We start from the raw sequence: 24717 nt of genomic DNA on the forward strand, positions 1-24717 counted from the left end.
TTTTGATGCCGTCAGCTTCGATGCAAATCACGCGACGCGCGGCAAATTGGTAGCGCGATCAGATCATGATTGATCGCATCTGTCGAGAAATCCGAATGGCCATCGTCTAGAACTAACGTTGTGCCCGAAACCGCTGCACGTCGTGCGCGGGACGCGTACGCCTCTTTTGCGACGCACACATCGCGCAAGCCCGCGAGGAACAGTCCGTGCGCAATTACGCCGCAGTTTCGAATAAGCCTAGATAACCGCTTCGCGCGAAAGACTTTTCGGGCGTGGACAGCAATTGACTGTGGCTGGACCTCGACGCGGCGGAAACGGTAGAGTTGCAACCAGCGGGTGGCTTCCACCCGACAGGGTCAATCAGAACGACGATTCAGGACGACGATGGAGACCAGAATGATCAACCCGGCGCCGCCCGCGCGGCTTCATCTGCGACGATGGCTTGCGCTGGGATCGGTGCTCGCACTGTTGCTTGGCGCAGCCGCGGTGGCGAATGCCCAGGGCCTGGTCAAGGGCGTTCAGGACGGAGCGGCGGCCGGGAACAAGGCGGCGGGGCCCGTCGGCGGCGTGCTCGGCGGTGCGATCGGCGGTGTCGTCGGCGTCTTCACCGGCGTGCTCGGCGTCAACAACAATAACGGCAACCAGGCGCAGCCGGCGGCCAAAGACGCCAACAAGGACGCGGCCAAGGACGCCAAGCAGGGCACCGGCAAGGACAAGGACGCCAAGAGCTCAAAGGAGGGTGCCAAGGACAACGCCAAGGCGGGCAAGGGCGCCAAGGCGACCAAGGAAGCCAAGAACGCATCGCCGCAGGACAGCCAGGACAATAAGGACGTCACGGTCCTCACCCAGCCCGGCGCGCCGCAGCAGACCGCCGAACAGATCGTCGCCAACAGCGATTCCTATATCGAGCGGATCAAGGCCGAGCTGAACCTCACGCCCGATCAGGAGAAGCACTGGTTCGGGTTTTCCAGCGCCATGCACTACCTGGGGCATAATGGTGCAGAGCGGCTCAACCTGCGGATTGCGCGCGCCAAGCGCGATCCACCCGACGACATCATCGAGCAGATGCGCAACGAGTCGCAATTCCTGATCGACCGGGCCGCCGACCAGCGCAATGTCGCCGACGCCGCCGAACCGCTCTATTCGAGCCTCGATGACAAGCAGAAGCAGGTGTTCATCCAGGAGATGGTCCGCCTCAGCCACGAGCGCGGGCTGGATTGATCAAGTTGAATCGGATTGCGGGCGCCTGAATTAACGGCGCCCGCCACGAATTCGTGAATCCTCTCCGCAATTCGGTTATGATTAGCTTCGCAAGCTGACTGCGGGGTTGATATGGCGGACGGACTCTCCGTTTTCCTGGTCGAAGACGAGGCGTTGATCCGGATGATGATCGCCGACATGGTGGAAGAGCTCGGCCACCACGTCGTCGCGGAAGCGGACAATGTCCGGGACGCGAGCGCCTTCGCGATGACCGCGCAATATGATTTCGCGATCCTCGACATCAATCTGATGGGACTCTACGTCGATCCCGTCGCCGATCTGATCGAGCGCCGCGGCAAGCCGTTCCTGTTCGCCACCGGCTACGGGCCGGAATTGCTGCCGTCCTTGCTCCGCCGCCGGCCGATCCTGCGCAAGCCGATTTCGATCGATCAGCTCAAGGCGATGATCGATTCGCTGTTTCCGGAAGCCACGCCGAAGACGCCGCACTGAGCGAGGGCAGAGGCGCTGGGCGAAGGCGCCGCGCTATATCCCAACGAAAATGGCCGCCCATCAGGGGCGGCCATTTGATTCCGGGGATATCCGAGATGGCCTTACATCAGGCCGGGGCTGAGATCGATGCCGCGCGCCATCAGGGCGAACGAGGCGACCAGGCCCGCGCAGCAGAGCAGCAAGATGGTCTTGAACGAAGAATCAGCAAAACGCGTTTCGACGACAGCCGGCATCGCGGCGAGCGAAATCATGCTCATGTTCATTCCCCCCTTTGTGTTGATCCTGAATTGCATCAGGTGAGGGAACTCTTAGAGCAAAAAGTTTGATACGAGCTTGCGAGGGATCGTTAACGGAATCGCAATCGCTGCGCATAAACGGCACCTGCCGCCGGGGCGGTCGCGCCTCTCAGCCGCGACCGTTCCTCAGCACCGTGGCAATGGTATGGGCCGTCATGGCGGCGCGATCCGAGGCACGCTGGGCGGCCAGCCGGTCCCGCGCCTTTTCCTCGATCAACAGCTCGATCAGTGCGAGCCGCTTGTCCTCATCGTCCGCCTCGGACAGCAGGCGGTGATAGCGGTGATAGTCGAAACCCAGATCCTGCTTACGCATGTCACGCCCCCGCAACTATGCCACACACGCGTGGATTGTTTCTCATCGGAAACAAAGGGGCAAGCACGATCCCGCGTGGAACCGTGTGTGCGCTGCAATCAGCTGTGAATTACTGGAACCGCAGCGGGTGCGCGCGTCTCAATCCGGATTGTGGTCGGCAAACATCCTCAGTCCGAGAAAGCTCGCATCCGGTTTCGTCACCAGCCGGGTCGGGATGTTGCGCAAGTAATCCTGGAAGCGTCCTTTCGCTTCGAAGCGCGCGCGGAAGGCCGAGGCCGCCAGGAATTCCGGAAAGCGCGGCGCGATCCCGCCGGCGATATAGACACCGCCGCGGGCGCCGAAGGTCACCGCGAGATTGCCGGCGACGGAGCCGAGGATGGCGCAGAACATCTCCAGCGTCGCGAGGCTGATCGGGCAAGTCCCATCTAGCGCCGCCTTGGTGATGGCGGCCGCGTCGCGGTGCGGCACCTGCGCGCCCTCGACCTCCGCCAGAGCCTCGTAGAGGCTTTGCAGGCCGGAGCCTGACAGCGCGCCACGCTCGATCGAGACATGGCCGGAGAAGCGCCGGCGCAGGCACGCGATGACCCGTTCCTCGCGCTCATTCTCCGCCGGGAGGGTCGCGTGTCCTGCTTCGGTGACGACGGCCAGCCGCGCCCCGTGGCGTTCGACCAGGCAGGAGACGCCAAAGCCGGTTCCGGGCCCGACCACCAGGAGCGGTTCGCCAGGGAGACCATCCTGGCCGCCGAGCGGAATGAGGTCGGCGGGCTGCAAGGCGGGCAGGGACCAGGCCACCACCTCGAAATCGTTGAGCACGTGGACGCTGTCGAAGCCGAGCGCCGGCTGGAGCTCGTTGCCGTCGATGACCCAGGGGCTGTTGGTCATGACGCAGCGATTGTTGGTGACGGGACCCGCGACCGCCAGCACGGCGCGTTGGGGGCGCTCGGCCCCGGACTTGCGTGCCAGGACGTCGGCGATGGCTTCCCGGACGGTCGGGAAGTCCGCGACCTTCACATAATCGATCGGTCCGGTCTGGTCGCCGTTAGCCGGGTCGTTTTGGCTCAGCGCGAAGCGAGCGTTGGTGCCGCCGATATCGGCGAGAAGAATTTGTCCTGTCTTGCCGATACTCATGGCCCTGTGGCTGCCGCGGCCTTGTCGGCCCTCGGGAACCTTTTGCCTCCGCTTCTGATCCGATCCGCAGCTCGCGGACGGTTTGAGAATCCGCGCTTGGTCGCGCCTAGTCAACACGGACGAGGCCAAACCGTTGCACCCTGACGCCTCTTTGACCGGCAGCGCGGTCTCGCCGCACGCGGCAGGTGGTTGCGAAGCCGCGCCGGAAGATCGACATTGGCGGAAGCGTTCGGCGCGCCTCGTGCCGGGCCGATGAAGCGGGACCCTGCGATGAAGATTTCCGACCGCGATGTGCTGCTGGTGATCGACGTGCAGAACGACTTCTGCACCGGCGGCGCGCTTGCCGTTCCCGGCGGTGAGAAAGTCGTGCCGGCGATCAACCGCATCGCCCAAAAATTCACCAATGTGGTGCTGACCCAGGACTGGCATCCGGGCGATCATGTCTCTTTCGCGCCGAACCATGCGGGCAAACAGGCGTTCCAGACCATCGAGCTCGACTACGGCACCCAGGTGCTCTGGCCAACGCATTGCGTGCAGGGCACGACCGGCGCCGCATTCCACGCGGAGCTGGACGTCACCCGGGCGAGCCTGGTGGTGCGCAAGGGCTTTCGCCGCGGTATCGATTCCTATTCGGCGCTGTTCGAGAACGACAAGACGACGCCGACCGGCCTGCTCGGCTATTTGCGCGAACGCGAGTTGAAGACCGTCTTCGTCGCGGGACTGGCGCTCGACTTCTGCGTCCGCTTCTCGGCAGAGGACGCCCGCAAGGCGGGCTTTCAGGTCGTGGTGATCGAGGACGCCTGCCGCGGCATTGACCTCGGCGGCTCGGTGGCGGAGGCGCATCGGAGTTTTGCCGAGCTCGGCATTTCCGTGATCAGCTTCGAGGCATTCCTGTGAGAGTTGCGAGATAGACGTGGTGGACAAGACAGGCAAACAGCCGGGCAGAGCGGATCGCGTCCCTGACGACCCGATGCTGTGGCCGTTGACCGCGGCGCGGCTCGCCATGGATGCCTGTTTCTGGTGGATGGAGCGCGGACCGGCCGAGCCCGTCGACAGCAGCCTGCCGTGGACGACGCCGAGCACGGTGGCGCTCGAGCTTGCGACCATGCGCCTGCGCGATTGCGCGCGGACGCGGTCCGGCCAGCCGGTGCTGGTCTGCGCGCCCTATGCGCTGCATCGCGCCCTGATCGCCGACTTCGCACCAGGCCATAGCGTGGTGCAGTCGCTGCAGGATGGCGGCGTCGACCGGGTCTATCTGACTGACTGGCGCTCGGCCACGCCCGACATGCGCTATCTCTCGATCGACAGCTACCTGTCCGATCTCAACGTCGCCGTCGACGAGATCGGTGCGCCGGTCGATCTCGTCGGCCTGTGCCAGGGCGGCTGGCTGTCGCTGCTCTACGCGGCGCGCTTCCCGGCCAAGGTGCGGCGGCTGGTTTTGGTCGGCGCGCCGGTCGACCTGTCGACTGATTCTTCGCTCTCCCGGCTCGCCCGCAATGCGCCCGAACTGGTCTACGACCAGCTCGTCGCGCGCGGCGGCGGCAATGTCAGCGGCGAGGAGATGCTGCGCGTCTGGTCGAAGGCGCCGAGCCGCGAGGATATCGCAGCCGCCTTGCAGCGGGAGCTCTCGGACGAAGAGGGCGCGGCATTGCTCGCGCGCTTCGACCAGTGGAACGTGGAGACGCTCGACCTGCCCGGCACGTATTATCTCGAGATCGTCAACCGGATTTTCCGGGAGAACCGGATTGCCGGCGGCAATTTCGTCGCACTCGGCCGCCGGATCGACCTGAAGGACGTCAAGGCGCCTATCTTCCTGCTGGCCGGCCTCGACGACGACGTGGTCCCGGTGACGCAGGCGTTCGCCACCGCCGGACTGGTCGGCACGCCGCCGGCCTTCATTGCGGCGGCCTCCGAGCCGAGCAATCATCTTGGCCTGTTCATGGGCGCGCGGACCCACGCGCACGCCTGGCCCCGGGTCGCCGAATGGCTGCGGGACGACCTGTCCGGCGTGCTGGCCCGCAGCGCCTGACGTCGCAGGCGCCGGACCGGCGAGGGCGCAATTCCGTTATGCATGATGGCGGATGGCCTGCACGGGGCGGGGCTCATGGGTTACATATGGCCCGGAGCTGATGGCTACGGTCGGCCGCCAGGAGATTTAAGGGTACTGGATGACTTTCCACTCGATCTACGCCCACGGATTTGCCCGCGTGGCGGCCTGCGTGACCACCTCTCACGTGGCCGATCCCACCGCCAATGCGACCGCGATCCTGACGGCGGCCAATGCCTGCCACGAGCAGTCGGTCGCGGTTGCCGTATTCCCGGAGCTGGGCCTGTCCGGCTATGCGATCGAAGACCTCGTGAAGCAGGATCCGCTGCTTGATGCGGTCGAGCGCGGCCTCGCCTCGATCGTCGAGGCCTCCTCAGTGCTGATGACCGTGCTGATCGTCGGCGCGCCGCTGCGCTTCGGTCATCGCATCTACAATTGCGCCGTCGTCATTCATCGCGGCAATGTCCTCGGCGTCGTGCCCAAGAGCTATTTGCCGACCTACCGCGAATTCTACGAAGGGCGGCATTTCGCCTCCGGCACCGGCATCGCCGGCGAGACGATCGCGTTCGGCGGACTGCACGCGCCATTTGGCACCGATCTGTTGTTTGCGGCCGAGGATGTCCCGGGCCTGACCGTCGGCGTCGAGATCTGCGAGGACATGTGGATCCCGGTGACGCCGGCCTCCGAGCTCGCGCTCGCCGGCGCCAGCGTGCTGATCAATCTCTCGGGTAGCCCGATCACGATCGGCCGGGCGCGCTCGCGCGCGCTGTTGTGCCAGTCGAGTTCGGCGCGCTGCCTTGCAGCTTATGTCTATTCCGCCGCGGGGGCAGGGGAATCCACCACCGATCTCGCCTGGGACGGCCAGACCTCGATCTATGAGAACGGCGCGCTGCTGGCCGAGGGCGAGCGGTTCCGCCAGGGCGGCCAGATCACCACCGCCGACATCGATCTCGACCTGCTCAGGCAGGAGCGCGCCCTGATGGGCACGTTCGACGACAATCGCCGGCAGCGTGAAGGCTTCTATCGCAGGATCACGTTTGCCCTGAAACCGCCCGCGGCCGACATCGGCTTCCTGCGCAAGATCGAGCGCTTCCCGTTCGTGCCGAGCGACGAGAGCCTGCTCGAGCAGGATTGCTACGAGGCCTACAACATTCAGGTCGCCGGCCTCGTGCAGCGCATGCGCGCGACCGGCACCAAGCGCGTCGTGATCGGCGTCTCGGGCGGCCTCGATTCCACCCACGCCCTGATCGTTGCCGCCAAGGCGGTCGATCTGCTCGGATTGCCGCGCGAAAACATCCTGGCCTACACCATGCCGGGCTTTGCCACCGGCAGCGAGAGCAAGACCAACGCGCTGGCGCTGATGAAGGCGTTGCAGACGACCTGGCAGGAACTCGACATCCGCACCACCGCGACGCAGATGCTGAAGGACATCGGCCATCCCTTCGGCAAGGGCGAGAAGGTCTACGACGTCACCTTCGAGAACGTGCAGGCGGGCCTGCGCACCGACTATCTGTTCCGCCTCGCCAACCATCACGGCGGCATCGTCATTGGAACCGGCGACCTCTCCGAACTCGCGCTCGGCTGGTGCACCTACGGCGTAGGCGATCAGATGGCGCATTATAATGTCAACGCCGGGGTGCCAAAGACGCTGATCCAGCATCTGATACGCTGGGTGATCGCCTCGAAGCAGTTCAGTGACGACGTCAACCGGACGCTGGTCTCGATCCTGTCGGCCGAAATCTCGCCCGAGCTGGTTCCGGTCAAGCCCGGCGAGAAGCCGCAGAGCACGGAGGCTTCGGTCGGCCCGTACGAGCTGCAGGATTTCAATCTGTTCTACACGCTGCGCTTCGGCCTACGGCCGTCCAAGATCGCCTTCATGGCGCTGCACGCCTGGAAGGATGTCGCCAAGGGCGAATGGCCGCCGGCATTCCCGAGCGACAAGCGCCGGGCCTACGATCTTCCCGAGATCCGCCGCTGGCTGGAGGTGTTCTTGCGTCGCTTCTTCGCGTTCAGCCAGTTCAAGCGCTCGGCGATGCCGAACGGACCGAAAGTTTCGGCCGGCGGCTCATTGTCGCCGCGCGGCGACTGGCGCGCACCGTCGGATTCGAGTGCGACGGCATGGATCGAGGATCTCGAGCGGAACGTGCCGAAGTGATCTGACAGGATCGACCGGAAGACTGATCGGGCAGGCCGCCCAAAACGACTTCGCGCCGCGCGGGTGATGCAGCCGGCGGCGCGAAATTGCATTCGATGTTGAAAGTTCCGAGGTCCGGAGTGCCTAGGAGTCCGGACCTCGTCACCTTGCCCCAGCCTTCAATCCCCCGCCCATGTGGTCCCCCAACCCCGTGGTGCGCGATCAGAGGGTGATGCCCCTGGAATTGGCCGCCGATCGATGTCCCGCGATGTACGCGAGATATGGTTAGGATTCCATTCCGGATCACTACGGACTCATCCGTGATCGTCTCTGCACACTGATGCATTGGTTTGCATGAGCCGCGATTGCTGCTGCCTGAATTCGATGCACGCGGCCAACAGGATGTCCACATCTCGTCCGCACTGCGGATCCTGCATTTCACCGGCCTGTCATTGAACTGGTCTAGCGCTGCCCTTGTCATCGCTGACGGTCAAGGAGCAAGCCATGTCGAAGCCGGTGTTGGGCGCCGCACTATCCATCAAATCGATCCCCGCTCACCGCGACTGGCTTCTCGAACGGCAACGCGATCTCGAAATCCAGGATTTCTTCCGCGCTGATCTGCTCGACGGCGACTGGCGGAGTGCCGCCGGCGAGATCAAGCAGATGCTCACGGGCCATACCGGCCGCCTCGGTATCCACGGCCCGTTCTGGGGCTTCAAGATCGACAGCCACGATCCGATGATCCGCCAGGCCGTGACCAAGCGCCTGTTGCAGGGCCTGGACGCAGCGGAATTCCTCGGGGCGACGCAGATGGTGATCCACTCGCCGTTCACGACCTGGGACTACAACAATCTCGATCTCTATCCGGACAACCGCGCCAACATCGTCGAACGCGTCAAGGCGACGCTGGCCGAAGTGATCGCGCGCGCTGAGACGATCGGCTGCGAGATCGTCATCGAGAACATCGAGGACAAGGATCCGCGCGACCGCGTGCGCCTCGCCAAGTCGCTCGAAAGCAGCAAGGTCCGCGTCTCGCTCGACACCGGCCACGCCAACTACGCCCACATCTCCACCGGCGCGCCGCCGGTCGATTATTACGTCGAGACTGCGGGCGACATGCTGACGCATGTGCATCTCCAGGACACCGACGGCTTTGCCGACCGGCACTGGGCGCCTGGCGAGGGCAACATCCCCTGGGTCGCCGTGTTCCGCGCGCTGGGCCGGCTGACCTCGAACCCCCGTCTGATTCTCGAACTCCGCAACCACGACCACGTACTCGCCGGCGCAGCCCATCTCGCCGCGCTCGGTCTGGCCGACTAATCGACAGTACAGGGCAGGGCTTTCGTCATGACCAAACTCACCCGTCGCACCATCCTGAAATCCGGCGGCGCCGCCGCGGGCACGCTGCTGCTGCCGCGCTTCGCCATCGGGCAGGCCGACAATCGTCCGTCGGTGACGATCGCCGTGCAGAAGGTCACCAACTCGAACGTGCTCGACGTGCTGCGCGAGCAGTCCAATGTCGGCGAGCGCGTGTTCTTCTCCTCGATCTGGGAAGGCCTGATCTCCAAGAACTGGCGCGGCAGCCTCGAGGCCGTGCCGGGCCTTGCCACCGAATGGCGCCGCATCGACGACCAGACCGTCGAGGTGAAGCTGCGCCAGGGCGTCAAGTTCCACAACGGCGACGAGCTCACCGCCGAAGACGTCGTCTTCACCTTCAGCCGCGAGCGCATGTTCGGCGAGACCGAGGCCAAGAGCCGCTCGACCATCCAGGCCTTCGAGAAGATCCCGACGCCGCGTCCGGGCAAGGAATTGCCGCCGGACGTGCCGGCCGTTGCCCGCCGCATCTGGCCCGACCTCGTGCGCGTCGATGCCGTCGACAAATATACGGTGCGCTTCTACAACGCGACGCCCGACGTCACCATCGAGGGCCGGCTGTCGCGCTACGGCTCCGACATCATGAACCGCCGCGCCTGGGAACAGTCCGCGAGCTATCTCGACTGGGCGCGCAAGCCTGTTACGACCGGTCCGTACAAGGTCGTCGACCTCAAGCCCGACGTGTCGCTGACGCTCGAAGCGCACGACGAATATTGGGGCGGCCGTCCGCCGCTCAAGCGCATCCGTTTCCTCGAAGTGCCTGAGGTCGCGAGCCGCATCAACGGCCTCTTGTCGGGTGAATACCAGTTCGCCTGCGACATCCCGCCGGACCAGATCGCCGGAATCGAGAAGAACACCGCGTTCGAAGTGCAGGGCGGCACCATCCTCAATCACCGCCTGACCGTGTTCGACAAGAACCACGCCGTGCTCGCCAACCCGCTGGTCCGCCGCGCCTTCACCCATTCGATCGATCGCCAGGCGATCGTCGACAGCCTGTGGGCCGGCCGCACCCGCGTGCCGAAGGGCCTGCAGTGGGAATTCTACGGCGACATGTTCAACGCCGACTGGAGCGTGCCGGCCTATGATCCCAAGCTCGCGCAGGACCTGTTGAAGCAGGCCAACTACAAGGGCGATCCGATCCCGTACCGCCTGCTCAACAACTATTACACCAACCAGGTCGCGACCGCGCAGGTGCTGGTCGAGATGTGGAAGTCGGTCGGCCTCAACGTCCAGATCGAGACCAAGGAGAACTGGTCGCAGATCATGGAACGCGCGCCGACCCGCGCCGTGCGCGACTGGTCGAACTCTGCCGCCTTCAACGATCCGGTGTCCTCGCTGGTTGCCCAGCATGGCCCGAACGGCCAGCAGCAGCAGATCGGCGAATGGACGAATGCCGAGCTGAACAAGCTCTCGGAGTTCCTGGAGACCTCGACCGATCGCGCCGCGCGCAAGAAGGCATTCCACCGCATGCTGGAGATCGCCGAGCGCGAGGACCCCGCCTACACGGTGCTGCACCAGAACGCGACCTTCACGGCCAAGCCGAAGTCGATCAAGTGGAAGGCGTCGCCCGCATTCGCGATGGATTTCCGCGCCGGCAATTTCGAGGCCTAGGCCGTGGCGCCGCTGGTCAGCATCCAGGGCCTCAGCGTCGCCTTCAACGGCGTGCCGGTCCTGCGCGGCGTCGATCTCGCTCTTGGCAAGGGCGAGGCCTTGGGCCTCGTCGGCGAGTCCGGCTCGGGCAAATCGGTGACATGGCTTGCCGCGCTCGGCCTCTTGCCGCGGCATGCAAAGGTCTCGGGCTCGGTCCGGCTCGACGGGCGCGAGATCCTCGGCGCGCCGGCCTACGAGCTCGACCAGGTCAGGGGCGGGCGGGTTGCCATGATCTTCCAGGATCCGGCAAGCGCGCTCAATCCGGTGCTGACCATCCGCAAGCAGCTCTGCGAGGCGCTGGCCTTGCATCGCGATCTCTCGGGCGAGGCCGTGAAAGCCGAAGCGCTGAGGCTGCTCAATCTGGTCGGGATTCCTGATGCGGCGCGGCGTCTCTCGGCCTATCCGCACGAATTCTCCGGCGGCCAGGTCCAGCGCATCATGATCGCGATGGCGCTCGCCGGAAATCCAGATCTGCTGATCGCGGACGAGCCCACGACCGCGCTCGATGCCACCATCCAGGCGCAGATCCTGGAGCTGCTTTCCACGATCCGCCGCGAGATGAGCATGGCGATGGTGCTGATCAGCCACGATCTCGGGGTCGTCGCGGAAAACTGCGACCGCGTCGCGGTGATGTATGCCGGCCGTATCGTCGAGCAGGCACCCAGCAACCAGCTTTTTGCCGATCCCGTGCACCCCTATGCGCAAGGCCTGATCGGCGCGCTGCCGCCGCTCGACGGTCCGCGTCGCCGTCTCACCGCCATTCCCGGCACCGTGCCAGATCCCGCGCGCATGCCTGATGGATGCGCCTTCGCTCCGCGCTGTGCGCTGGCGGCCGAGCCGTGCGGACTTGCGGCGCCGACCCTTGCGCCGATCGCGGACGACCGCGCCGTCGCCTGCATCCGCGCCGAGGCCTCGCGCCGCGCGCTGCTCGGGATCGCCGCCGAATGAGCGCGCCGCTCGTCGAGGTATCCTCGATCTCGCGCAGCTACTCCATGCGCTCCGGAATGTTCGGTCGCAGCACGGCCGTGCATGCCGTCGACGGCGTGTCGCTGACGATCCCCAAGGGCGAGACGCTCGGCCTCGTTGGCGAGTCCGGCTCGGGCAAATCCACGACGGGGCGCATCGTGCTCGGCCTCGAACCGCCCGATCGCGGCGAGATGCGGTTCGACGGCAAGCCGATGGCGGCGCCGGGGACGCAGGCGTGGCGCGCTCAGCGTGCGCGCATGCAGATGATCTTCCAGGATCCGTTGGGCGCGCTGGACCGGCGCTTGCCGGTTGCGACCCAGATCCGCGAGCCCTTGGACATCCACGGCGTCGGCACATCGGCGGAGCGCGAGGACCGCGTTCGCGAATTGCTGCGTGCGGTCGAGCTGACGCCGGCCCACGGCACCCGTTATTCGGGCGCGTTGTCGGGCGGGCAGCGTCAGCGCATCGTGCTGGCGCGGGCGCTGGCGACAAAGCCCGATTTCCTCGTCTGTGACGAGCCGGTCAGCGCGCTCGACGTTTCGATCCAGGCGCAGGTGGTGAACCTGCTTTGCGATCTCCAGGCCCGGCTTGGGCTGACGCTGCTGTTCATCAGTCACGATCTGCGGGTGGTCCGGCAGATCAGCAATTTCGTCGCCGTGATGTATCTCGGCCGCATCGTCGAAATCGGCAATGCCGACGATCTGTTTGCGCGGCCGGAGCACCCGTATACGCAGGCGCTGGTCTCGGCCTCGCCCGCACCGGGCCGCCGCAGCGCTGGCCGTATCGTGCTCGCAGGCGATCCGCCAAACCCCGCAGCGCGACCTCAAGGCTGCGCCTTCCACCCGCGTTGCCCGCGCGCCATTGCGCGCTGCGCGAGCGAGGTGCCCACGCTGTCCGCCGTTGGCGGTGACAGGCAGGTGGCCTGCCATCTCGTGACCGGGCCGCAGGCCGAGACGCGGGACGCGGCGTGATGGGACGCTATTTCGCCATTCGGATCGGACGCGCGGCGCTGACGATCGTGCTCGTCGTCACCTTCGCCTTCGTCGTGCTGCGTCTCTCCGGCGATCCCGCGCTGATGATTTTGGGACCGGAAGCGCCGCCGGAAGTCCTTGCGGCCTTCCGCAAGGCCTGGGGTCTCGATGACCCCATCTGGTTCCAGTATCTCGATTACTTCGGCGCCATCGCCAAGGGCGAGCTCGGCCGTTCCATGCGCGATGGACGGCCCGCGATCGAGCTCGTGCTGGAGCGCATTCCGGCAACGCTGGCGCTGACCTTGCCGGCCTTTTTCTTCAAGATCGCACTCGGGATTCCTGCCGGCATCTATGCCGCGCTGCATCGCGGTTCGGGCATCGACCGGGCCGTGATGATGACGGCGGTCGCCGGCTTCACCGTCCCGAGCTTCGTGCTCGCGCTGCTGCTCGTGCTCGTCTTCGCTGTGCAGCTCGGCTGGCTGCCATCGGGCGGGCAGGACAGCTGGCGCCACGCCATCCTGCCCATTGCGACGCTGAGCCTCGGCGGCGCCGCGGTGCTGGCGCGCTTCACCCGCAGCGCCATGCTGGAGGTGCTGGGCCAGCCCTATATCCGCACCGCCTCGGCCAAGGGCATGCCGTGGCGCAAGGTGGTGACGTCGCATGCACTGCCGAATGCGGCGATTCCGACCGTCACGATCCTCGGCTTCATGGTGGGTACGCTGATCGCCGGCGCGGTCGTGGTCGAGAGCGTGTTTGCCTGGCCGGGAGTAGGGCGCCTGCTCGTCGTTGCGGTCGCCAACCGTGACCTCGCCGTCGTGCAATGCATCCTGCTGCTGGTCGCGATGACGATGGTGACGTCCAACCTGATCGTCGACTTCCTCTACGGCTTCCTCGATCCGCGGCTGCGCGCCAAAGGAGCGCACGCATGACCGACGCGACGTTGAAGGACACCGAAGCGTTTTCAAGCGAAGTGGATGCCGGTTCGCATAAAGAAAACGCGTCAAAATATGAATCTGGAGCCCCGTTCCGATTTCACCGGAACGGAAAGGGCTCCAGCGTCCGCCGCCGCATCAGCCTGCCGGCGATCCCGGTCTCGGTGGCGCTGGCGATCGGCTGGATCGTCGCCATGCTGGTGATCGCGGCCTTCGCCGAGAAGATCGCGCCATACGGCTTCACCCAGCTCGACCTGCGCAATCGCCTCTCGGCACCCGGCAATGTCGCGCACTGGCTCGGCACCGACGAGCTCGGCCGCGACGTGCTGTCGCGGCTTCTGGTCTCGATCCGCATCTCGCTGCTGATCGCCTTCGGCGCCACCGCGATCTCGGCGATCGTCGGCACCACGCTCGGCTTCCTCGCCGCGCATTTCCGCGGGGCGATCGAGCAGCTCGTGCTGATGCTGACCGACTTCCAGGCCAGCATGCCGTTCCTGATCATGGCGCTCGCCGTGCTCGCCTTCTTTGGCAATTCCCTGCCGCTTCTCATTGGACTGATGGGCCTTTTCGGCTGGGAGCGCTACGCCCGCATCGCCCGCGGCCTCGCCATCTCCGCCAACGTGCAAGGCTATGCCGCCGCGGTCCGGCAGTTAGGGGCGACGCCGTCGCGGATCTACCTCCGGCACATCCTGCCCAACATCGCCTCGACCCTGATCGTCTCGACCACGCTGGTCTTCCCCGAGGTGATCCTGATGGAATCGGGCCTGTCCTTCCTTGGCCTCGGCGTGCAGCCGCCGATGACCAGCCTCGGCAACATGGTCGGCTATGGCCGTGAGTACCTGACCCGCGCGCCCTGGATCATGCTGGCGCCGGCGACCACCATCGTGGTGACCACGCTGGCCGTCTCCGTGATCGGCGACTGGCTGCGCGACCGATTGGATCCGACGCTGCAATAGCGCGACTGGCTTGAGCCGAGCGCCGATCTGCCGTCGCTTCTAACGTTGGTCTAGCCTTGGACCTCCGGCTTCTTGCCGCGCCCGAGCGCGAATTGGCCGACCGGGCCCTCGATATGTAATTCCAGCTCCGTCATTTTCGCGAACAGATCGATGTCGGTCGTCCCGATGGCGCAGCCGCCAAGGCCCATATCGGTCGCTGCCAGATAGAACGTCTGAATCAGGCTGCCGACATTCTTCAGGATCAACGAATATGCGATTGAACTGTATTTCCAGGAGACCCGCCCAAAGCGCGCTGCGATCGTGATCAGGATTTGCGGCTGACCGGGCGCGTCCATGGCGAACTGAGCCGCCAGCGAGAGAGCCTGGAGTTGCTGGGCGGAGGCGCTGATCGCCACCAGCGCGTGCCCCCCTGCGTCGTAGTGGTAGAGACCGCGCGGAAGCCCTTCGCAGTTCGAGACTGCCAAATACAATTCCAGCTCGTATGCGCTGCCCGCCGACGGATAGGGCCTCGTGCTGTAGGTGACTTCGGGACCGCCCTCAAAATACGGTCCGCTCTTCCATTCGGACACAACGCGCGCGGTGGTGTCGAGAAACTGCGCGAGTTCGCCGAGCGTGACCGGATGCTTGTCGTCGAAATCCCGTGTTGAATGGCGTTCGCGCAACAGCTTCGGGAGCAGAGAGTTCGGCTCGGAGGAGGGGAATTTACGCAGGTCGATCTTGCTGCCGGGCCAGCGCGGACGCACCGCGGGCGGCGGCGGGACGACGTTCGCGTAGGTGAAGGCGGCACCGACCGGATTGGCTTGCCGGCCCTCCGTGCTCCGCGTGTGAAACACCAGATCATGGAAATCCCAGAGAACGAGATTGCCGTCACCTTCATTCACGCGCAAGCCGTCGCCGCCCTTCGCATCGAGCTTGAGTAGAATCTGGCATTCCGCCAGCAGCTCGAGCAGTAGGAGGTTGAGGGAGAGTGCCTTCGCCTTGAGCTTGCCGATCTTCTGAGGCTGCGACAGCGCAGCAAGGGTCGCGGCGATGGCGGGATCGCCAATCCGGAACAGTGCGCCGGCGCGTGGTGATTCCAACACCATCTCATTGCCGCGCCGGCGCAGATAGGCAAAGCGCGACAATACGACGGTATCACGGCTGCCCAGCTTCGCGCGTCGCGGCCAGTAGTCGGGGACTTGAGGCTCGATGACCACGAGGTCTCGCTCATCACGCGCGGAGGAGAGGCGGTATTCCAGAAGCCCCTGCCGGGCCAGGCGATGCACCAGTGCGTCGATTTCCCTGGCGAGGATGCTCTTGCCTGCAAACGAAGCCAGCGGAAGACCGGTGCTCAGATGTCGCGCACGGTCCACCGCAGCCTCGCTGAATTGTCCGAGGTTGACGGAATAGTCGCCCAGAGAGGCGGCGATGTTTCCGTCCGGCTGAATCTGGAGGGAGAAGCGATGGCTCAATCGGGCGGCAATGTCCGGCGCGGTCTTCCTGGTCGGCTTTTTCCGGGGAGCGCGCACGACGAGCAGGCCTTCAGGTGTGTGGAAGGAATGGAGTCAGATCGCTTTCCAGTCGCGGCCGGTCCAGCAATCCGAGCTTCACCGGCACGTCGTAAAGGCGGCCCGGTGCGAAGCGGCGATAAAAATGACGCAGGCCGGGAACGAGCACTCTGACGACGGGGACCTCGACGTCGGGACGCGTCTGGTCGAGGACGAGGAAATCGTAGCCCGCACGGGCGGCGATCTCGACGCAGGCGAGGGCCTGGTCGCGCGTATTGTCGTGAAGCTCGAGGCTCGGCGCTGGGGGGACGATCGGGCGATCGCTCGGTGTCAGGAACGGGTAGTCTTCCAGGCGCAGCGGTGTCACACCGTCGAGGGTCGGCTTCTCGTCGCTCGCACCGCCCATCATGCTGACCGACATGAATTGGGTCAGCTCGGTGAGGGAGCGCAGCAGGGCGATGCGGCGGTCGAAATGCGCGCCGGAGCCGAACTCGATATGCTCGTGCCCATTCTGCATCCAGTGCATGATGGCCACGTAAGAGGGAATGCCGAGGTCGGTGGTGACATCGAGCACCCACAGCTTGCGCCCGGCTTCCGCAAATTGAGACCGGAGATCCCGGACATAGAAATCGTCGAACTGCTCGAGGTCGACCTCGGCGCGCTGCACCCGGTTGTACCACCAGATCGCGTAGGCATCGCGTTCGATCAGTTCGAGGAAGCCCTGGACAATCGCTTCGTCGCGGGTGTTGCCGGCCGCGCAGCCGTTGGAGTCCGTATGAAAGCCGCCATAGAAGAAGTACAGGAGGCCCGTCGGCAGATATTTGAAGCGCTTGTCGCGCAACGATGAGACGGGCGACCACTCGGTCCTCGTTGCAGGATCGAACGGCTCGGGAACCGGATGGGGATCGTCCGGTTGCTGGAGAAACCTGTTCTTGAACTGCGTTTCACTGAAGAGCTGGACGTCGGTGGGAAGAAGCGCGTCGCCCGGCGCGAAATCGGCAAATCGACGCACCGTCCTGATCTCATCGCCCTGGAAAATGCCCGAATAGCGTTCGATCGATTCCATCAGTGCGCTGGCTTCGCCCTGCTCGGCGGTCGAGCCCTTGCCAAAGCTGCCACCGCTCAAACCGGACCTGAGCTGGTCGATGCTGTGGGCCGGCGCGGAGAAATTATGTTGTGCGAAGTAGTTGGTGTTCATCGGCAGATCGACGTCGATTCGTTCGAGCCTGGTCACCACACCGGTCAGCGGGCTCACATGCTTGCGGAAGCGCGACACCGTCGACCGCGACGTCACGGTGCGGTATCCACCGCTGGTCATGACGAGCTTCTTGCCCTCTGCAATTTCGACCAGGCCGGGAGATCGGCGCGGGTTGTTCAGCTTCCTGCTGCCGCAGGTCGGACATTGCGGACGTCGCGTCACGTAGTGCTTGGCGATGGCGGCGCCGGTCAGGTCGAAACTTGCGATGTGATCGCACAAATCGGTGCGAAAATCCGATGCAATGGCCTTGGCGATTTCGACGGCCGCAAAATGGATTCCAGCCTGGCCGACGCTGTCTTTGACGAGCGGCGATATGGCAACCGCACGCGCCGGTCCCCGGTCGAGAAATCCCTTGATCTCCCGGTTGCGGATCATGCGATCGAACAGGCAGGTCCAGCAGGCGCTCTCGCCCGGTTTGAACACGGGCCCGACCAGCGGAAACGGGCCGGATGGCTGCACCAGCAACCATGGCGTCTTGCCGGCAACGCGTTCCTGGTTCAGGTCAGCGAGTCCCCGGTCGAGATAGTCGTTCGCCAGCGTGATCGTGAGCTTCGGCGCTCGCTTGGCGATTTGAACACCGAGCTTGCTCAACGCCGCGGTCAGCTCCTTGGCGCCTTTGACGTCAATCGTCTCAATCCGGACGGGGCAATTGCGAAGATTTTGATCGGCGATCTCCAGGGGGATGCCGAGGCTCGCCCAGAAACCGCCGACGGCGTCGTCGAATGCTTTCGGAGGCCGCGCAACGACATATCGGCGATCGAGGAGCCGCTTGATCGCTTCCTCGATCTTGTTGGCCGGAAACTGCTTCGAAAGCTGGCTGACGATCTCCGGCCAGGCCTTGCCATGTTTTCCGATCGCGGTGGCCAAGGCACAGTAGAGCTCGCCGTGCAGGAAGAACTTGCGGTCCTCGGAGTAGAGGCAAACCGCATCGGGAGGCAGTACGTAAGCGGTGAAGTTCGGTGCGAGTCGGAGAATGTCTTTGCGGGTCTGCCGCGCAGTGCGGGTCTTGCGAGTTGCAGTCATTGAGTCAGCACGCTGATCCTGTTGCCGTCACGCCGGTCGTCGCGACATCAAGCAATTGGCCGGCCCCTTGAGGCCGGCCAATGACCTATCAACCCGTGAATTTGACATTCGGAACGTGCCGGCGCCTAGCACCAGCGGCAACGGCCCCACGATGCGCAGCAACCCGCGCATGATACGGCGCATCCCACCACACCGACGCCCCAGCCGACGGCACAACCCGCACATCGGCAACCGACGCCACATCGGCAACCACGGCAAGCCCGACAGCCTCCGCAGCCGCGGCAACCGCCGCATCCGCGCCAAGCCAGCTGCACGCGGCTACCGGCGTTTTCCTTGTCGAAGAGATGGAAGGTGGCCAGACTGACGTCAGCCATTTCCTCTTCATCGAGCGTGATGGCTTGTCCGGCTCCAAGGTGGGGCAATTGTTGCGCGTCGGGTGTCGGCACCGCGGACGCCGATGCGCCTCCAGCCAGCGAGAACGTCAACCCTGCGGCTCCGAACGCCGGCACGGCGACTTTGGTTACGCGCTTCTTCCCTTTAGAAGTCTTCTTCGCCTGCCGCATGGTCGAACCTCCGAGCATTGCAAGAAGCATCCCAGCCGCGGTAAGCCTACGCCCAGGACGTAACGCGAGCAACAATTTCGCGCAGGAAAGCGCGGCGCAGCACGTTCAGGATGTATTCATCTTCATGAACGGCATCGGCACGGCCAGTTGACACAACGCATCAACGATCCACGCTGGTGGTGCGCGTGCAGCGTGGTGCAGTGCCGCAAGCGCATCGAATCCCGAACGGAGAGATCGGCGTGGCAGATCGATCAGGGCGTTTCGCTTGGTATGAACTCCTGACCACGGATGTCGCGGCGGCGGGCGCTTTTTACCGCAAGGCCGTCGGCTGGGGCGTGAAGGATGAATCGACCCCGGAACTGCCTTATACGGTGCTTCGTAGCGGCGGCGCTCCGCTGGGCGGACTTATGAATATCCCGGAAGAGGGGCGGCGATTGGGGGCGACGCCGCGGTGGATGGGATACGTCGCCGTCGACGACCTGGAGGCGACCGCCGCGCAGATCAGGCGTCTTGGAGGCACGATCCTCGTGCCGCCGACGGACACCAATATCGGCCGCATAGCCGTCGTTGCCGATCCGCAGGAGGCGACGTTCGGGCTGATCAACGATCCGACCTATGGCCGACGGAAACCGGGCCGGCTGGAGGAGCCGGGGCGTGTCGGCTGGCATGAGTTACTAGCTGCCGACCGGACCGTGATCTTCGATTTCTACAGAGAACTGTTCGGTTGGCAGAAGGCTGACGCTCAAAGCGAACCAGCGGCCTGGTATCAATTGTTTTCGGCAGGCGGGCAGACGGTCGGCGGCATGCTCACGAAACTTCCGAGCGTCGCGCAGCCGAGCTGGCTGCATTACTTCAATGTCGACGACATCGGTGCGGCCACGAAGCATGTGACTGCCGGCGGAGGCCGGATCCTCCAGGGGCCGATCGAATTGCCTGATGGCTGTTGGATCGCACGATGTGTCGATCCCCAGGGCGCCTTGTTTGCATTGCAGGGCGGCGCCCGAAATCAGTCAAGCATTGAACCGTCTTCGGGTTCGGAGATCGGCTGGTCCGCCAAATGGGGTGGCATTGCCTCCCAAGGGAGAATTGTGCTGCCCAAGCCGAAGCGCTAGCGACCGCGTCTGTCCAGCGCTGGGCGCGACCTCCTTGCAATAGCCCGCGTCCGGAGCAGGGGAGGCTTGCGCTGGGCCGATCTGGAGCTATCAGGGGCAAGTTCCCGTTGCACCAACCCAGCCCGTGCGCTATCCGGCCGGAAAGGCCTGAGGCGGCTTCCATATTTTCCCGCCCGGCCGGTCAAACCCGAGGACGGAAACCGCCATGCCAGCCTATCGCTCCCGCACCACCACCCACGGCCGTAACATGGCGGGCGCCCGCGGCCTCTGGCGCGCGACGGGTATGAAGGACGGCGATTTCGGCAAGCCGATCATCGCGGTCGTCAACTCCTTCACCCAGTTCGTGCCCGGCCATGTCCACCTCAAGGACCTCGGCCAGCTCGTCGCTCGCGAGATCGAACAGGCTGGCGGCGTCGCCAAGGAATTCAACACCATCGCGGTCGACGACGGCATCGCCATGGGCCATGACGGCATGCTCTACAGCCTGCCGTCGCGCGAGCTGATCGCCGACAGCGTCGAGTACATGGCCAACGCCCACTGCGCCGACGGCCTCGTCTGTATCTCCAACTGTGACAAGATCACGCCCGGCATGCTGATGGCCGCGCTGCGCCTCAACATCCCCGTCGTGTTCGTCTCGGGCGGCCCGATGGAAGCCGGCAAGGTCAAGCTGCAGGGCAAGACCAAGGCCGTCGACCTCATCGACGCCATGGTGGCCGCGGCCGACTCCAAGGTCAGCGACGAGGACGTCAAGGTGATCGAGCGCTCGGCGTGCCCGACCTGCGGCTCCTGCTCGGGTATGTTCACCGCCAACTCCATGAACTGCCTGACGGAGGCGCTCGGCCTGGCGTTGCCCGGCAACGGCACGGTGGTCGCGACCCATGCCGACCGTAAGCGCCTGTTCGTCGAGGCCGGCCACACCATCGTCGATCTCGTCCGCCGCTATTACGAGCAGGACGATGCGTCCGTGCTGCCGCGCAACATCGCGAACTTCAAAGCGTTCGAGAACGCGATGACGCTCGACATCGCGATGGGCGGCTCGACCAATACCGTGCTGCATCTGCTGGCTGCGGCCCACGAGGGCGAGGTCAAGTTCACCATGCAGGACATCGACCGTCTCTCGCGCCGCGTGCCCGTGCTCTGCAAGGTCGCGCCGTCAGTTGCCGACGTGCACGTCGAGGACGTGCACCGCGCCGGCGGCATCCTGGGCATTTTGGGCGAGCTCGATCGCGCTGGCCTGATCGACACTTCGGTCTCGACCGTGCATGCGCCGACCATGAACGAGGCGCTGGAGCGCTGGGACATCAAGCGCTCGAAGAGCGAGGCGGTACGCACCTTCTACCGCGCGTCGCCCGGCGGCATTCCGACCCAGGTCGCCTTCAGCCAGGAGCGCCGCTACGACGAGCTCGATGCTGACCGCGAGAAGGGCGCCGTGCGCGATCTCGAGCACGCCTTCAGCAAGGACGGTGGCCTCGCCGTGCTCTACGGCAACCTCGCGCAGGACGGCTGCATTGTGAAGACCGCCGGCGTTGACGCCTCGATCCTGAAATTCTCCGGCCCGGCGCGTGTGTTCGAAAGCCAGGACGCCGCGGTCGACGGCATTCTCGGCGGCAAGGTCGTCGCCGGCGAGATCGTGGTCATCATCTACGAAGGCCCGCGCGGCGGCCCCGGCATGCAGGAGATGCTGTATCCGACCAGCTATCTGAAATCGATGGGCCTCGGCAAGGCCTGCGCGCTCGTCACCGACGGCCGCTTCTCCGGCGGCTCCTCGGGCCTGTCGATCGGACATCTTTCGCCGGAAGCGGCCGAGGGCGGCAACATTGGTCTCGTGCGCACCGGCGACCGCATCGCGATCGACATCCCGAACCGCAGCATCAATCTCGAGATCTCCGATGAGGAGCTCGCCAGCCGTCGCGCTGCGGAAGAGGCGAAGGGCGATGCCGCCTGGCAGCCCGCAGCCCGCAAGCGCAACGTCTCGACCGCGCTGCAGGCTTACGCTGCGCTCACCACCAGCGCTGCGCGCGGTGCGGTGCGCGAGGTGAAGCGTCGCTCGAACTGAGCGCGCTTGCTGCGTTCGCGCCAGCCGTGCATGGTCAACAAGTTCTGAACGGCCGGCGAAAGCCGGCCGTTCGCATTAAGGATGCCTCGACGAACTTCAGCAGCTCAGGATTTAGCGGCGTATACTGGTGCGACCTTCGCAAATCCATTTGGGGCAACTGGGGCACCGCATAATGTCTCGTACTCTTGCTGTTGTTTTCTCCACGGCCGTCGCCGCGATTTCGATGACGGGCGCAGCCTCCGCCGGATGCTACAATTGCTACACGCCGCCGCCGTGCCAGACCTGCTATCAGCAGCAATACGTCGCGCCGCAATACCGCACCGTCGACGAGACCGTCATGGTGTCGCCGGGCGCGGTCGTCGCGCACCGCGCGCCGGCGCAGTACCGCACCGTGATGGTGCCGCAGACCGTGATGGTCGCGCCGCCGAGCGTCCAGTATGAGCGCATCCCGCCGCAATACGCCACGCGCCAGCGCGTCGAGATGGTCTCGCCGGGCTATTCCTATTACGCCCCTGTGCAGATGGGCTGCGCGTCCTGCGGCTACTGAGCCAAGGCAGCAACGAAGAGCAGTTTCGAGCGGCGTTCCTCACGGGGCGCCGTTTTTCTCTTGAGGGCGGCAAACGAGGCCCGGAAACGGAGGCGACTCCAAACCGGGCCTCGCAACCGGCGACGCCCTGGGAGATGTCGCCAGTGTCCGGGATTGCCAAGGATGCAGGCTAAGGGAACAGACTGACAGGCGGCTGACAGATCGGCTGTCGTGACGGGTTAGGGCAGGGTGCCAACTTCGCGTTGCGTTGCGCCGTCGACTACGTTAAGCGACAGCCATTCCGGGCTTGGAAGGGTGGCCGAGTGGTTTAAGGCACCGGTCTTGAAAACCGGCGTGCCCGCAAGGGTACCGTGGGTTCGAATCCCACCCCTTCCGCCAGTATATTGTTCTCCACTGTTCGCAGTCATTCGAACTCCACAGCAAATTCAGTGACTTGCGCCGAAGGACTGTACTTCGCAGTTCGCCGGTGTTCTCCCTAATCGGGACGCTGACCGTAGCTTTAGACCGTGGGTTCGGAGGACGGTTTTCCCGGAGGAACAATGGTTGGAAGGCTCAAACCACTTGACGTGGAGCGCCAAAATGAGCCCGGCAAATACGCCGACGGCGAAGGTCTCTACTTGATCGTCAACGGACCGACATCGAAGAGCTGGTCCTACCGATATTGGAAAGACGGCAAGGAGCGCTGGCACGGCCTTGGCTCCTTTAAGGATGTGTCGCTAAAAGATGCGCGGCTCGCCCGTGATGCAGCCCGGTTGCGCGTGAAGGGCGATCGCAGCACCGCTGGCGTGGACATCGTCCAGGAAAGGCGAAAGGGGCGCGAAGAGGCGAAAGCCGTTGAGGCCAAGATGGTGTTGTCGACGTTCGACGAATGCGCGGAAGCCTACATCCGAACGAACTGGTCGACCTGGAGCGAGAAGCATCGCAATCAGTGGCCATCCTCTCTCAAGCGCTATGCCTATCCCACCCTCGGCAAGCTGACGATCCCTGAGATCAAGCCAAGCCACATTCACGATCTGCTGAAGCCGATCTCGGTGGAAAAGCGCGAGACCGCGAACCGGGTCCGCGGCCGGATCGAAACGATCATCGCGAAGAACGTCGATATCGACGATCCAGACTTTCGCAACCCGGCCGAACTGACGAGGCAATTGCGCGAGAAGCTGCCGAAGCGCTCGAAGCGGGTGGTCCGCCATCATCCAGCCTTGCCATACAGCGAGGCGCCGGCGTTCATGAAGGTCCTTGCGGGCGCGTCTGGAACCGCCGCTGCCATGTCGCGCTTTCTAATCTTCACGGCTTGCCGCACGAATGAGGCCGTCGAAGGCCATTGGTGTGAAATCGATAGTCCAGCCGCCACTTGGAAAATCCCTGGCGAGCGGATGAAGATGGACCAGGACCATTACGTTCCCTTGACGGACCCCGCGCTCGCGGTGCTCGACGAGATGCGCAATGGCACCCAAGGTGAGCTAATTTTTGTTAGTCCCGATGGCGGAGCATTTTCCGAAAATGCGATGCTGGCGGTACTTGATCGTCTCGGCTACGGACACGTTACGGTGCATGGCTTCCGGTCTACCTTTGCCACCTGGGCCGAGGAGTGCACTGACTATCCTGATGGAGTCCGCGAGGCTGCGCTCGCTCATAAGTACAAGAGCGAGACGACCGCGGCCTATCAACGTGGCCAAAAGCTAGAAAAGCGACGTGCGCTGATGAAAGCCGTTTCCCTCGTCTTCCGCGCTTACGTTTGTACAGAATGGGAGATATCGCTCGCGGCTATTCTGCAGCAGGGCGTCGATCACGCGCCACTCGCACGTATAAAGCGAGATGATGAGCTTCGTCACACGTCCTTCACGAAGATTGTTGCATGGTGTTTTCGCAATCTTAACGAACGTTTCTGGTTGATTTGGAATGCCAATTGCCTCGATCTCTACCGTGCATTCGGGGCTCCTGCGCTGTGTTCTTTCAAATCGATTCACTAAGGATGTAGTGCAAAGTCGGCACCGCCTTAGCTGCGCAAGTTACAACATCACAAAACCCATGAGATGCCTAAGCGGGGTCGGCCTTGCGACATGAGCTGCCTCTCACAACTGGGGCGGACAAATCGAATCACCGAAGCGCCTTGCACGATCTAAGGCGTGCGGCCGCCGCAAGAACGCGCTGCGAATGTTGCTTTCTAGTTGGTGTGCTCTGGCAATGTCCTCCG

21 protein-coding genes and 1 tRNA gene are annotated in these 24717 nt (G+C 64.4%); 17 read left to right on the forward strand and 5 right to left on the reverse strand.

Annotation, left to right across the window (positions count from 1 at the left end; translation table 11 throughout):
- The first annotated feature begins 396 nt into the window (after positions 1–396).
- Positions 397–1221 carry a Spy/CpxP family protein refolding chaperone gene (locus tag RAD16_RS04025; protein WP_458156580.1) on the forward strand — a complete coding sequence of 275 codons (825 nt, stop codon included), beginning with the start codon at positions 397–399 and terminating at the stop codon, positions 1219–1221.
- A gap of 111 nt (positions 1222–1332) precedes the next feature.
- Positions 1333–1710, forward strand: a complete 378-nt coding sequence (locus tag RAD16_RS04030) for a response regulator (RefSeq protein WP_458156581.1) — start codon at positions 1333–1335, stop codon at positions 1708–1710.
- Between the two features lie 101 nt (positions 1711–1811).
- On the opposite strand, the gene RAD16_RS04035 is transcribed toward RAD16_RS04030, so the two are convergent.
- The 3 genes from RAD16_RS04035 to glk form a co-directional block, all read right to left on the reverse strand.
- The gene (locus RAD16_RS04035; RefSeq protein WP_458156582.1) at positions 1812–1967 is read right to left on the reverse strand and encodes a hypothetical protein; all 156 of its coding nucleotides are present in this window, start codon (positions 1965–1967) and stop codon (positions 1812–1814) included.
- 148 nt (positions 1968–2115) lie between these two features.
- Positions 2116–2319 carry a hypothetical protein gene (locus RAD16_RS04040; protein WP_458156583.1) on the reverse strand — a complete coding sequence of 68 codons (204 nt, stop codon included), beginning with the start codon at positions 2317–2319 and terminating at the stop codon, positions 2116–2118.
- A 138-nt stretch (positions 2320–2457) separates the two neighbouring features.
- Entirely contained in the window at positions 2458–3447 is a 990-nt protein-coding gene (gene glk, locus RAD16_RS04045; protein WP_458156584.1) for a glucokinase, read from the reverse strand.
- Positions 3448–3717: 270 nt separating this feature from the next.
- Here glk and pncA point away from each other — a divergent pair, with 270 nt between their 5' ends.
- The 9 genes from pncA (at position 3718) to RAD16_RS04090 (ending at position 14477) form a co-directional block, all read left to right on the forward strand.
- Entirely contained in the window at positions 3718–4344 is a 627-nt protein-coding gene (gene pncA / locus RAD16_RS04050) for a bifunctional nicotinamidase/pyrazinamidase (protein ID WP_458156585.1), read from the forward strand.
- 16 nt (positions 4345–4360) lie between these two features.
- The gene (locus tag RAD16_RS04055) at positions 4361–5476 is read left to right on the forward strand and encodes an alpha/beta fold hydrolase (RefSeq protein ID WP_458156586.1); all 1116 of its coding nucleotides are present in this window, start codon (positions 4361–4363) and stop codon (positions 5474–5476) included.
- 139 nt (positions 5477–5615) lie between these two features.
- Entirely contained in the window at positions 5616–7649 is a 2034-nt protein-coding gene (locus tag RAD16_RS04060) for an NAD(+) synthase (protein WP_458156587.1), read from the forward strand.
- Between the two features lie 483 nt (positions 7650–8132).
- Positions 8133–8948 carry a sugar phosphate isomerase/epimerase family protein gene (locus RAD16_RS04065; RefSeq protein WP_458156588.1) on the forward strand — a complete coding sequence of 272 codons (816 nt, stop codon included), beginning with the start codon at positions 8133–8135 and terminating at the stop codon, positions 8946–8948.
- Between the two features lie 27 nt (positions 8949–8975).
- A complete protein-coding gene (locus tag RAD16_RS04070; RefSeq protein ID WP_458156589.1) occupies positions 8976–10613 on the forward strand; it encodes an ABC transporter substrate-binding protein in 1638 nt (545 codons plus the stop codon).
- 3 nt (positions 10614–10616) lie between these two features.
- A complete protein-coding gene (locus RAD16_RS04075; RefSeq protein ID WP_458156590.1) occupies positions 10617–11600 on the forward strand; it encodes an ABC transporter ATP-binding protein in 984 nt (327 codons plus the stop codon).
- A complete protein-coding gene (locus tag RAD16_RS04080) occupies positions 11597–12589 on the forward strand; it encodes an ABC transporter ATP-binding protein (RefSeq protein ID WP_458156591.1) in 993 nt (330 codons plus the stop codon). The genes RAD16_RS04075 and RAD16_RS04080 overlap by 4 nt, the downstream gene beginning before the upstream one ends.
- Positions 12589–13518 (forward strand): ABC transporter permease, encoded by a 930-nt coding sequence (locus RAD16_RS04085; protein WP_458156592.1) that lies wholly within the window; start codon positions 12589–12591, stop codon positions 13516–13518. Before RAD16_RS04080 ends, RAD16_RS04085 begins: the two co-directional genes overlap by 1 nt.
- Entirely contained in the window at positions 13515–14477 is a 963-nt protein-coding gene (locus RAD16_RS04090; protein ID WP_458156594.1) for an ABC transporter permease, read from the forward strand. Before RAD16_RS04085 ends, RAD16_RS04090 begins: the two co-directional genes overlap by 4 nt.
- 50 nt (positions 14478–14527) lie before the next feature.
- On the opposite strand, the gene RAD16_RS04095 is transcribed toward RAD16_RS04090, so the two are convergent.
- Both RAD16_RS04095 and RAD16_RS04100 read right to left on the reverse strand, forming a co-directional pair.
- On the reverse strand, positions 14528–15985 hold the full coding sequence (locus RAD16_RS04095; RefSeq protein ID WP_458156595.1) for a SagB/ThcOx family dehydrogenase: 1458 nt from the start codon (positions 15983–15985) through the stop codon (positions 14528–14530).
- Between the two features lie 13 nt (positions 15986–15998).
- The gene (locus RAD16_RS04100) at positions 15999–18245 is read right to left on the reverse strand and encodes a TOMM precursor leader peptide-binding protein (protein WP_458156596.1); all 2247 of its coding nucleotides are present in this window, start codon (positions 18243–18245) and stop codon (positions 15999–16001) included.
- Between the two features lie 351 nt (positions 18246–18596).
- Between RAD16_RS04100 and RAD16_RS04105 the strand changes: the two genes are divergently transcribed.
- The 6 genes from RAD16_RS04105 to RAD16_RS04130 all read left to right on the forward strand — a co-directional run bounded on the left by RAD16_RS04105 (position 18597) and on the right by RAD16_RS04130 (position 24493).
- Positions 18597–18959 (forward strand): hypothetical protein, encoded by a 363-nt coding sequence (locus RAD16_RS04105; RefSeq protein WP_458156597.1) that lies wholly within the window; start codon positions 18597–18599, stop codon positions 18957–18959.
- 25 nt (positions 18960–18984) lie between these two features.
- Positions 18985–19920, forward strand: coding sequence for a VOC family protein (locus RAD16_RS04110; protein WP_458156598.1), 936 nt, complete (start codon positions 18985–18987; stop codon positions 19918–19920).
- A gap of 205 nt (positions 19921–20125) precedes the next feature.
- Positions 20126–21976, forward strand: coding sequence for a dihydroxy-acid dehydratase (ilvD, locus tag RAD16_RS04115; RefSeq protein ID WP_458156599.1), 1851 nt, complete (start codon positions 20126–20128; stop codon positions 21974–21976).
- 223 nt (positions 21977–22199) lie between these two features.
- Positions 22200–22523, forward strand: coding sequence for a hypothetical protein (locus tag RAD16_RS04120; protein ID WP_458156600.1), 324 nt, complete (start codon positions 22200–22202; stop codon positions 22521–22523).
- 288 nt (positions 22524–22811) lie between these two features.
- Positions 22812–22901, forward strand: a tRNA-Ser gene (locus tag RAD16_RS04125).
- A 161-nt stretch (positions 22902–23062) separates the two neighbouring features.
- Positions 23063–24493: a tyrosine-type recombinase/integrase gene (locus RAD16_RS04130; protein ID WP_458156601.1), complete on the forward strand. Its 1431-nt coding sequence runs from the start codon at positions 23063–23065 to the stop codon at positions 24491–24493.
- Positions 24494–24717: the final 224 nt, after the last annotated feature.

Source organism: Bradyrhizobium sp. 18BD, assembly GCF_054185225.1.

Excerpts from the sequence above, each read along its gene's own strand:
- RAD16_RS04025 (WP_458156580.1), top strand. The coding sequence starts at position 397 with ATGATCAACCCGGCGCCGCCCGCGCGGCTTCATCTGCGACGATGGCTT.
- RAD16_RS04030 (WP_458156581.1), top strand. The coding sequence starts at position 1,333 with ATGGCGGACGGACTCTCCGTTTTCCTGGTCGAAGACGAGGCGTTGATC.
- RAD16_RS04035 (WP_458156582.1), bottom strand. The coding sequence starts at position 1,967 with ATGAGCATGATTTCGCTCGCCGCGATGCCGGCTGTCGTCGAAACGCGT.
- RAD16_RS04040 (WP_458156583.1), bottom strand. The coding sequence starts at position 2,319 with ATGCGTAAGCAGGATCTGGGTTTCGACTATCACCGCTATCACCGCCTG.
- glk (WP_458156584.1), bottom strand. The coding sequence starts at position 3,447 with ATGAGTATCGGCAAGACAGGACAAATTCTTCTCGCCGATATCGGCGGC.
- pncA (WP_458156585.1), top strand. The coding sequence starts at position 3,718 with ATGAAGATTTCCGACCGCGATGTGCTGCTGGTGATCGACGTGCAGAAC.
- RAD16_RS04060 (WP_458156587.1), top strand. The coding sequence starts at position 5,616 with ATGACTTTCCACTCGATCTACGCCCACGGATTTGCCCGCGTGGCGGCC.
- RAD16_RS04065 (WP_458156588.1), top strand. The coding sequence starts at position 8,133 with ATGTCGAAGCCGGTGTTGGGCGCCGCACTATCCATCAAATCGATCCCC.
- RAD16_RS04070 (WP_458156589.1), top strand. The coding sequence starts at position 8,976 with ATGACCAAACTCACCCGTCGCACCATCCTGAAATCCGGCGGCGCCGCC.
- RAD16_RS04080 (WP_458156591.1), top strand. The coding sequence starts at position 11,597 with ATGAGCGCGCCGCTCGTCGAGGTATCCTCGATCTCGCGCAGCTACTCC.
- RAD16_RS04085 (WP_458156592.1), top strand. The coding sequence starts at position 12,589 with ATGGGACGCTATTTCGCCATTCGGATCGGACGCGCGGCGCTGACGATC.
- RAD16_RS04090 (WP_458156594.1), top strand. The coding sequence starts at position 13,515 with ATGACCGACGCGACGTTGAAGGACACCGAAGCGTTTTCAAGCGAAGTG.
- RAD16_RS04100 (WP_458156596.1), bottom strand. The coding sequence starts at position 18,245 with ATGACTGCAACTCGCAAGACCCGCACTGCGCGGCAGACCCGCAAAGAC.
- ilvD (WP_458156599.1), top strand. The coding sequence starts at position 20,126 with ATGCCAGCCTATCGCTCCCGCACCACCACCCACGGCCGTAACATGGCG.
- RAD16_RS04120 (WP_458156600.1), top strand. The coding sequence starts at position 22,200 with ATGACGGGCGCAGCCTCCGCCGGATGCTACAATTGCTACACGCCGCCG.
- RAD16_RS04130 (WP_458156601.1), top strand. The coding sequence starts at position 23,063 with ATGGTTGGAAGGCTCAAACCACTTGACGTGGAGCGCCAAAATGAGCCC.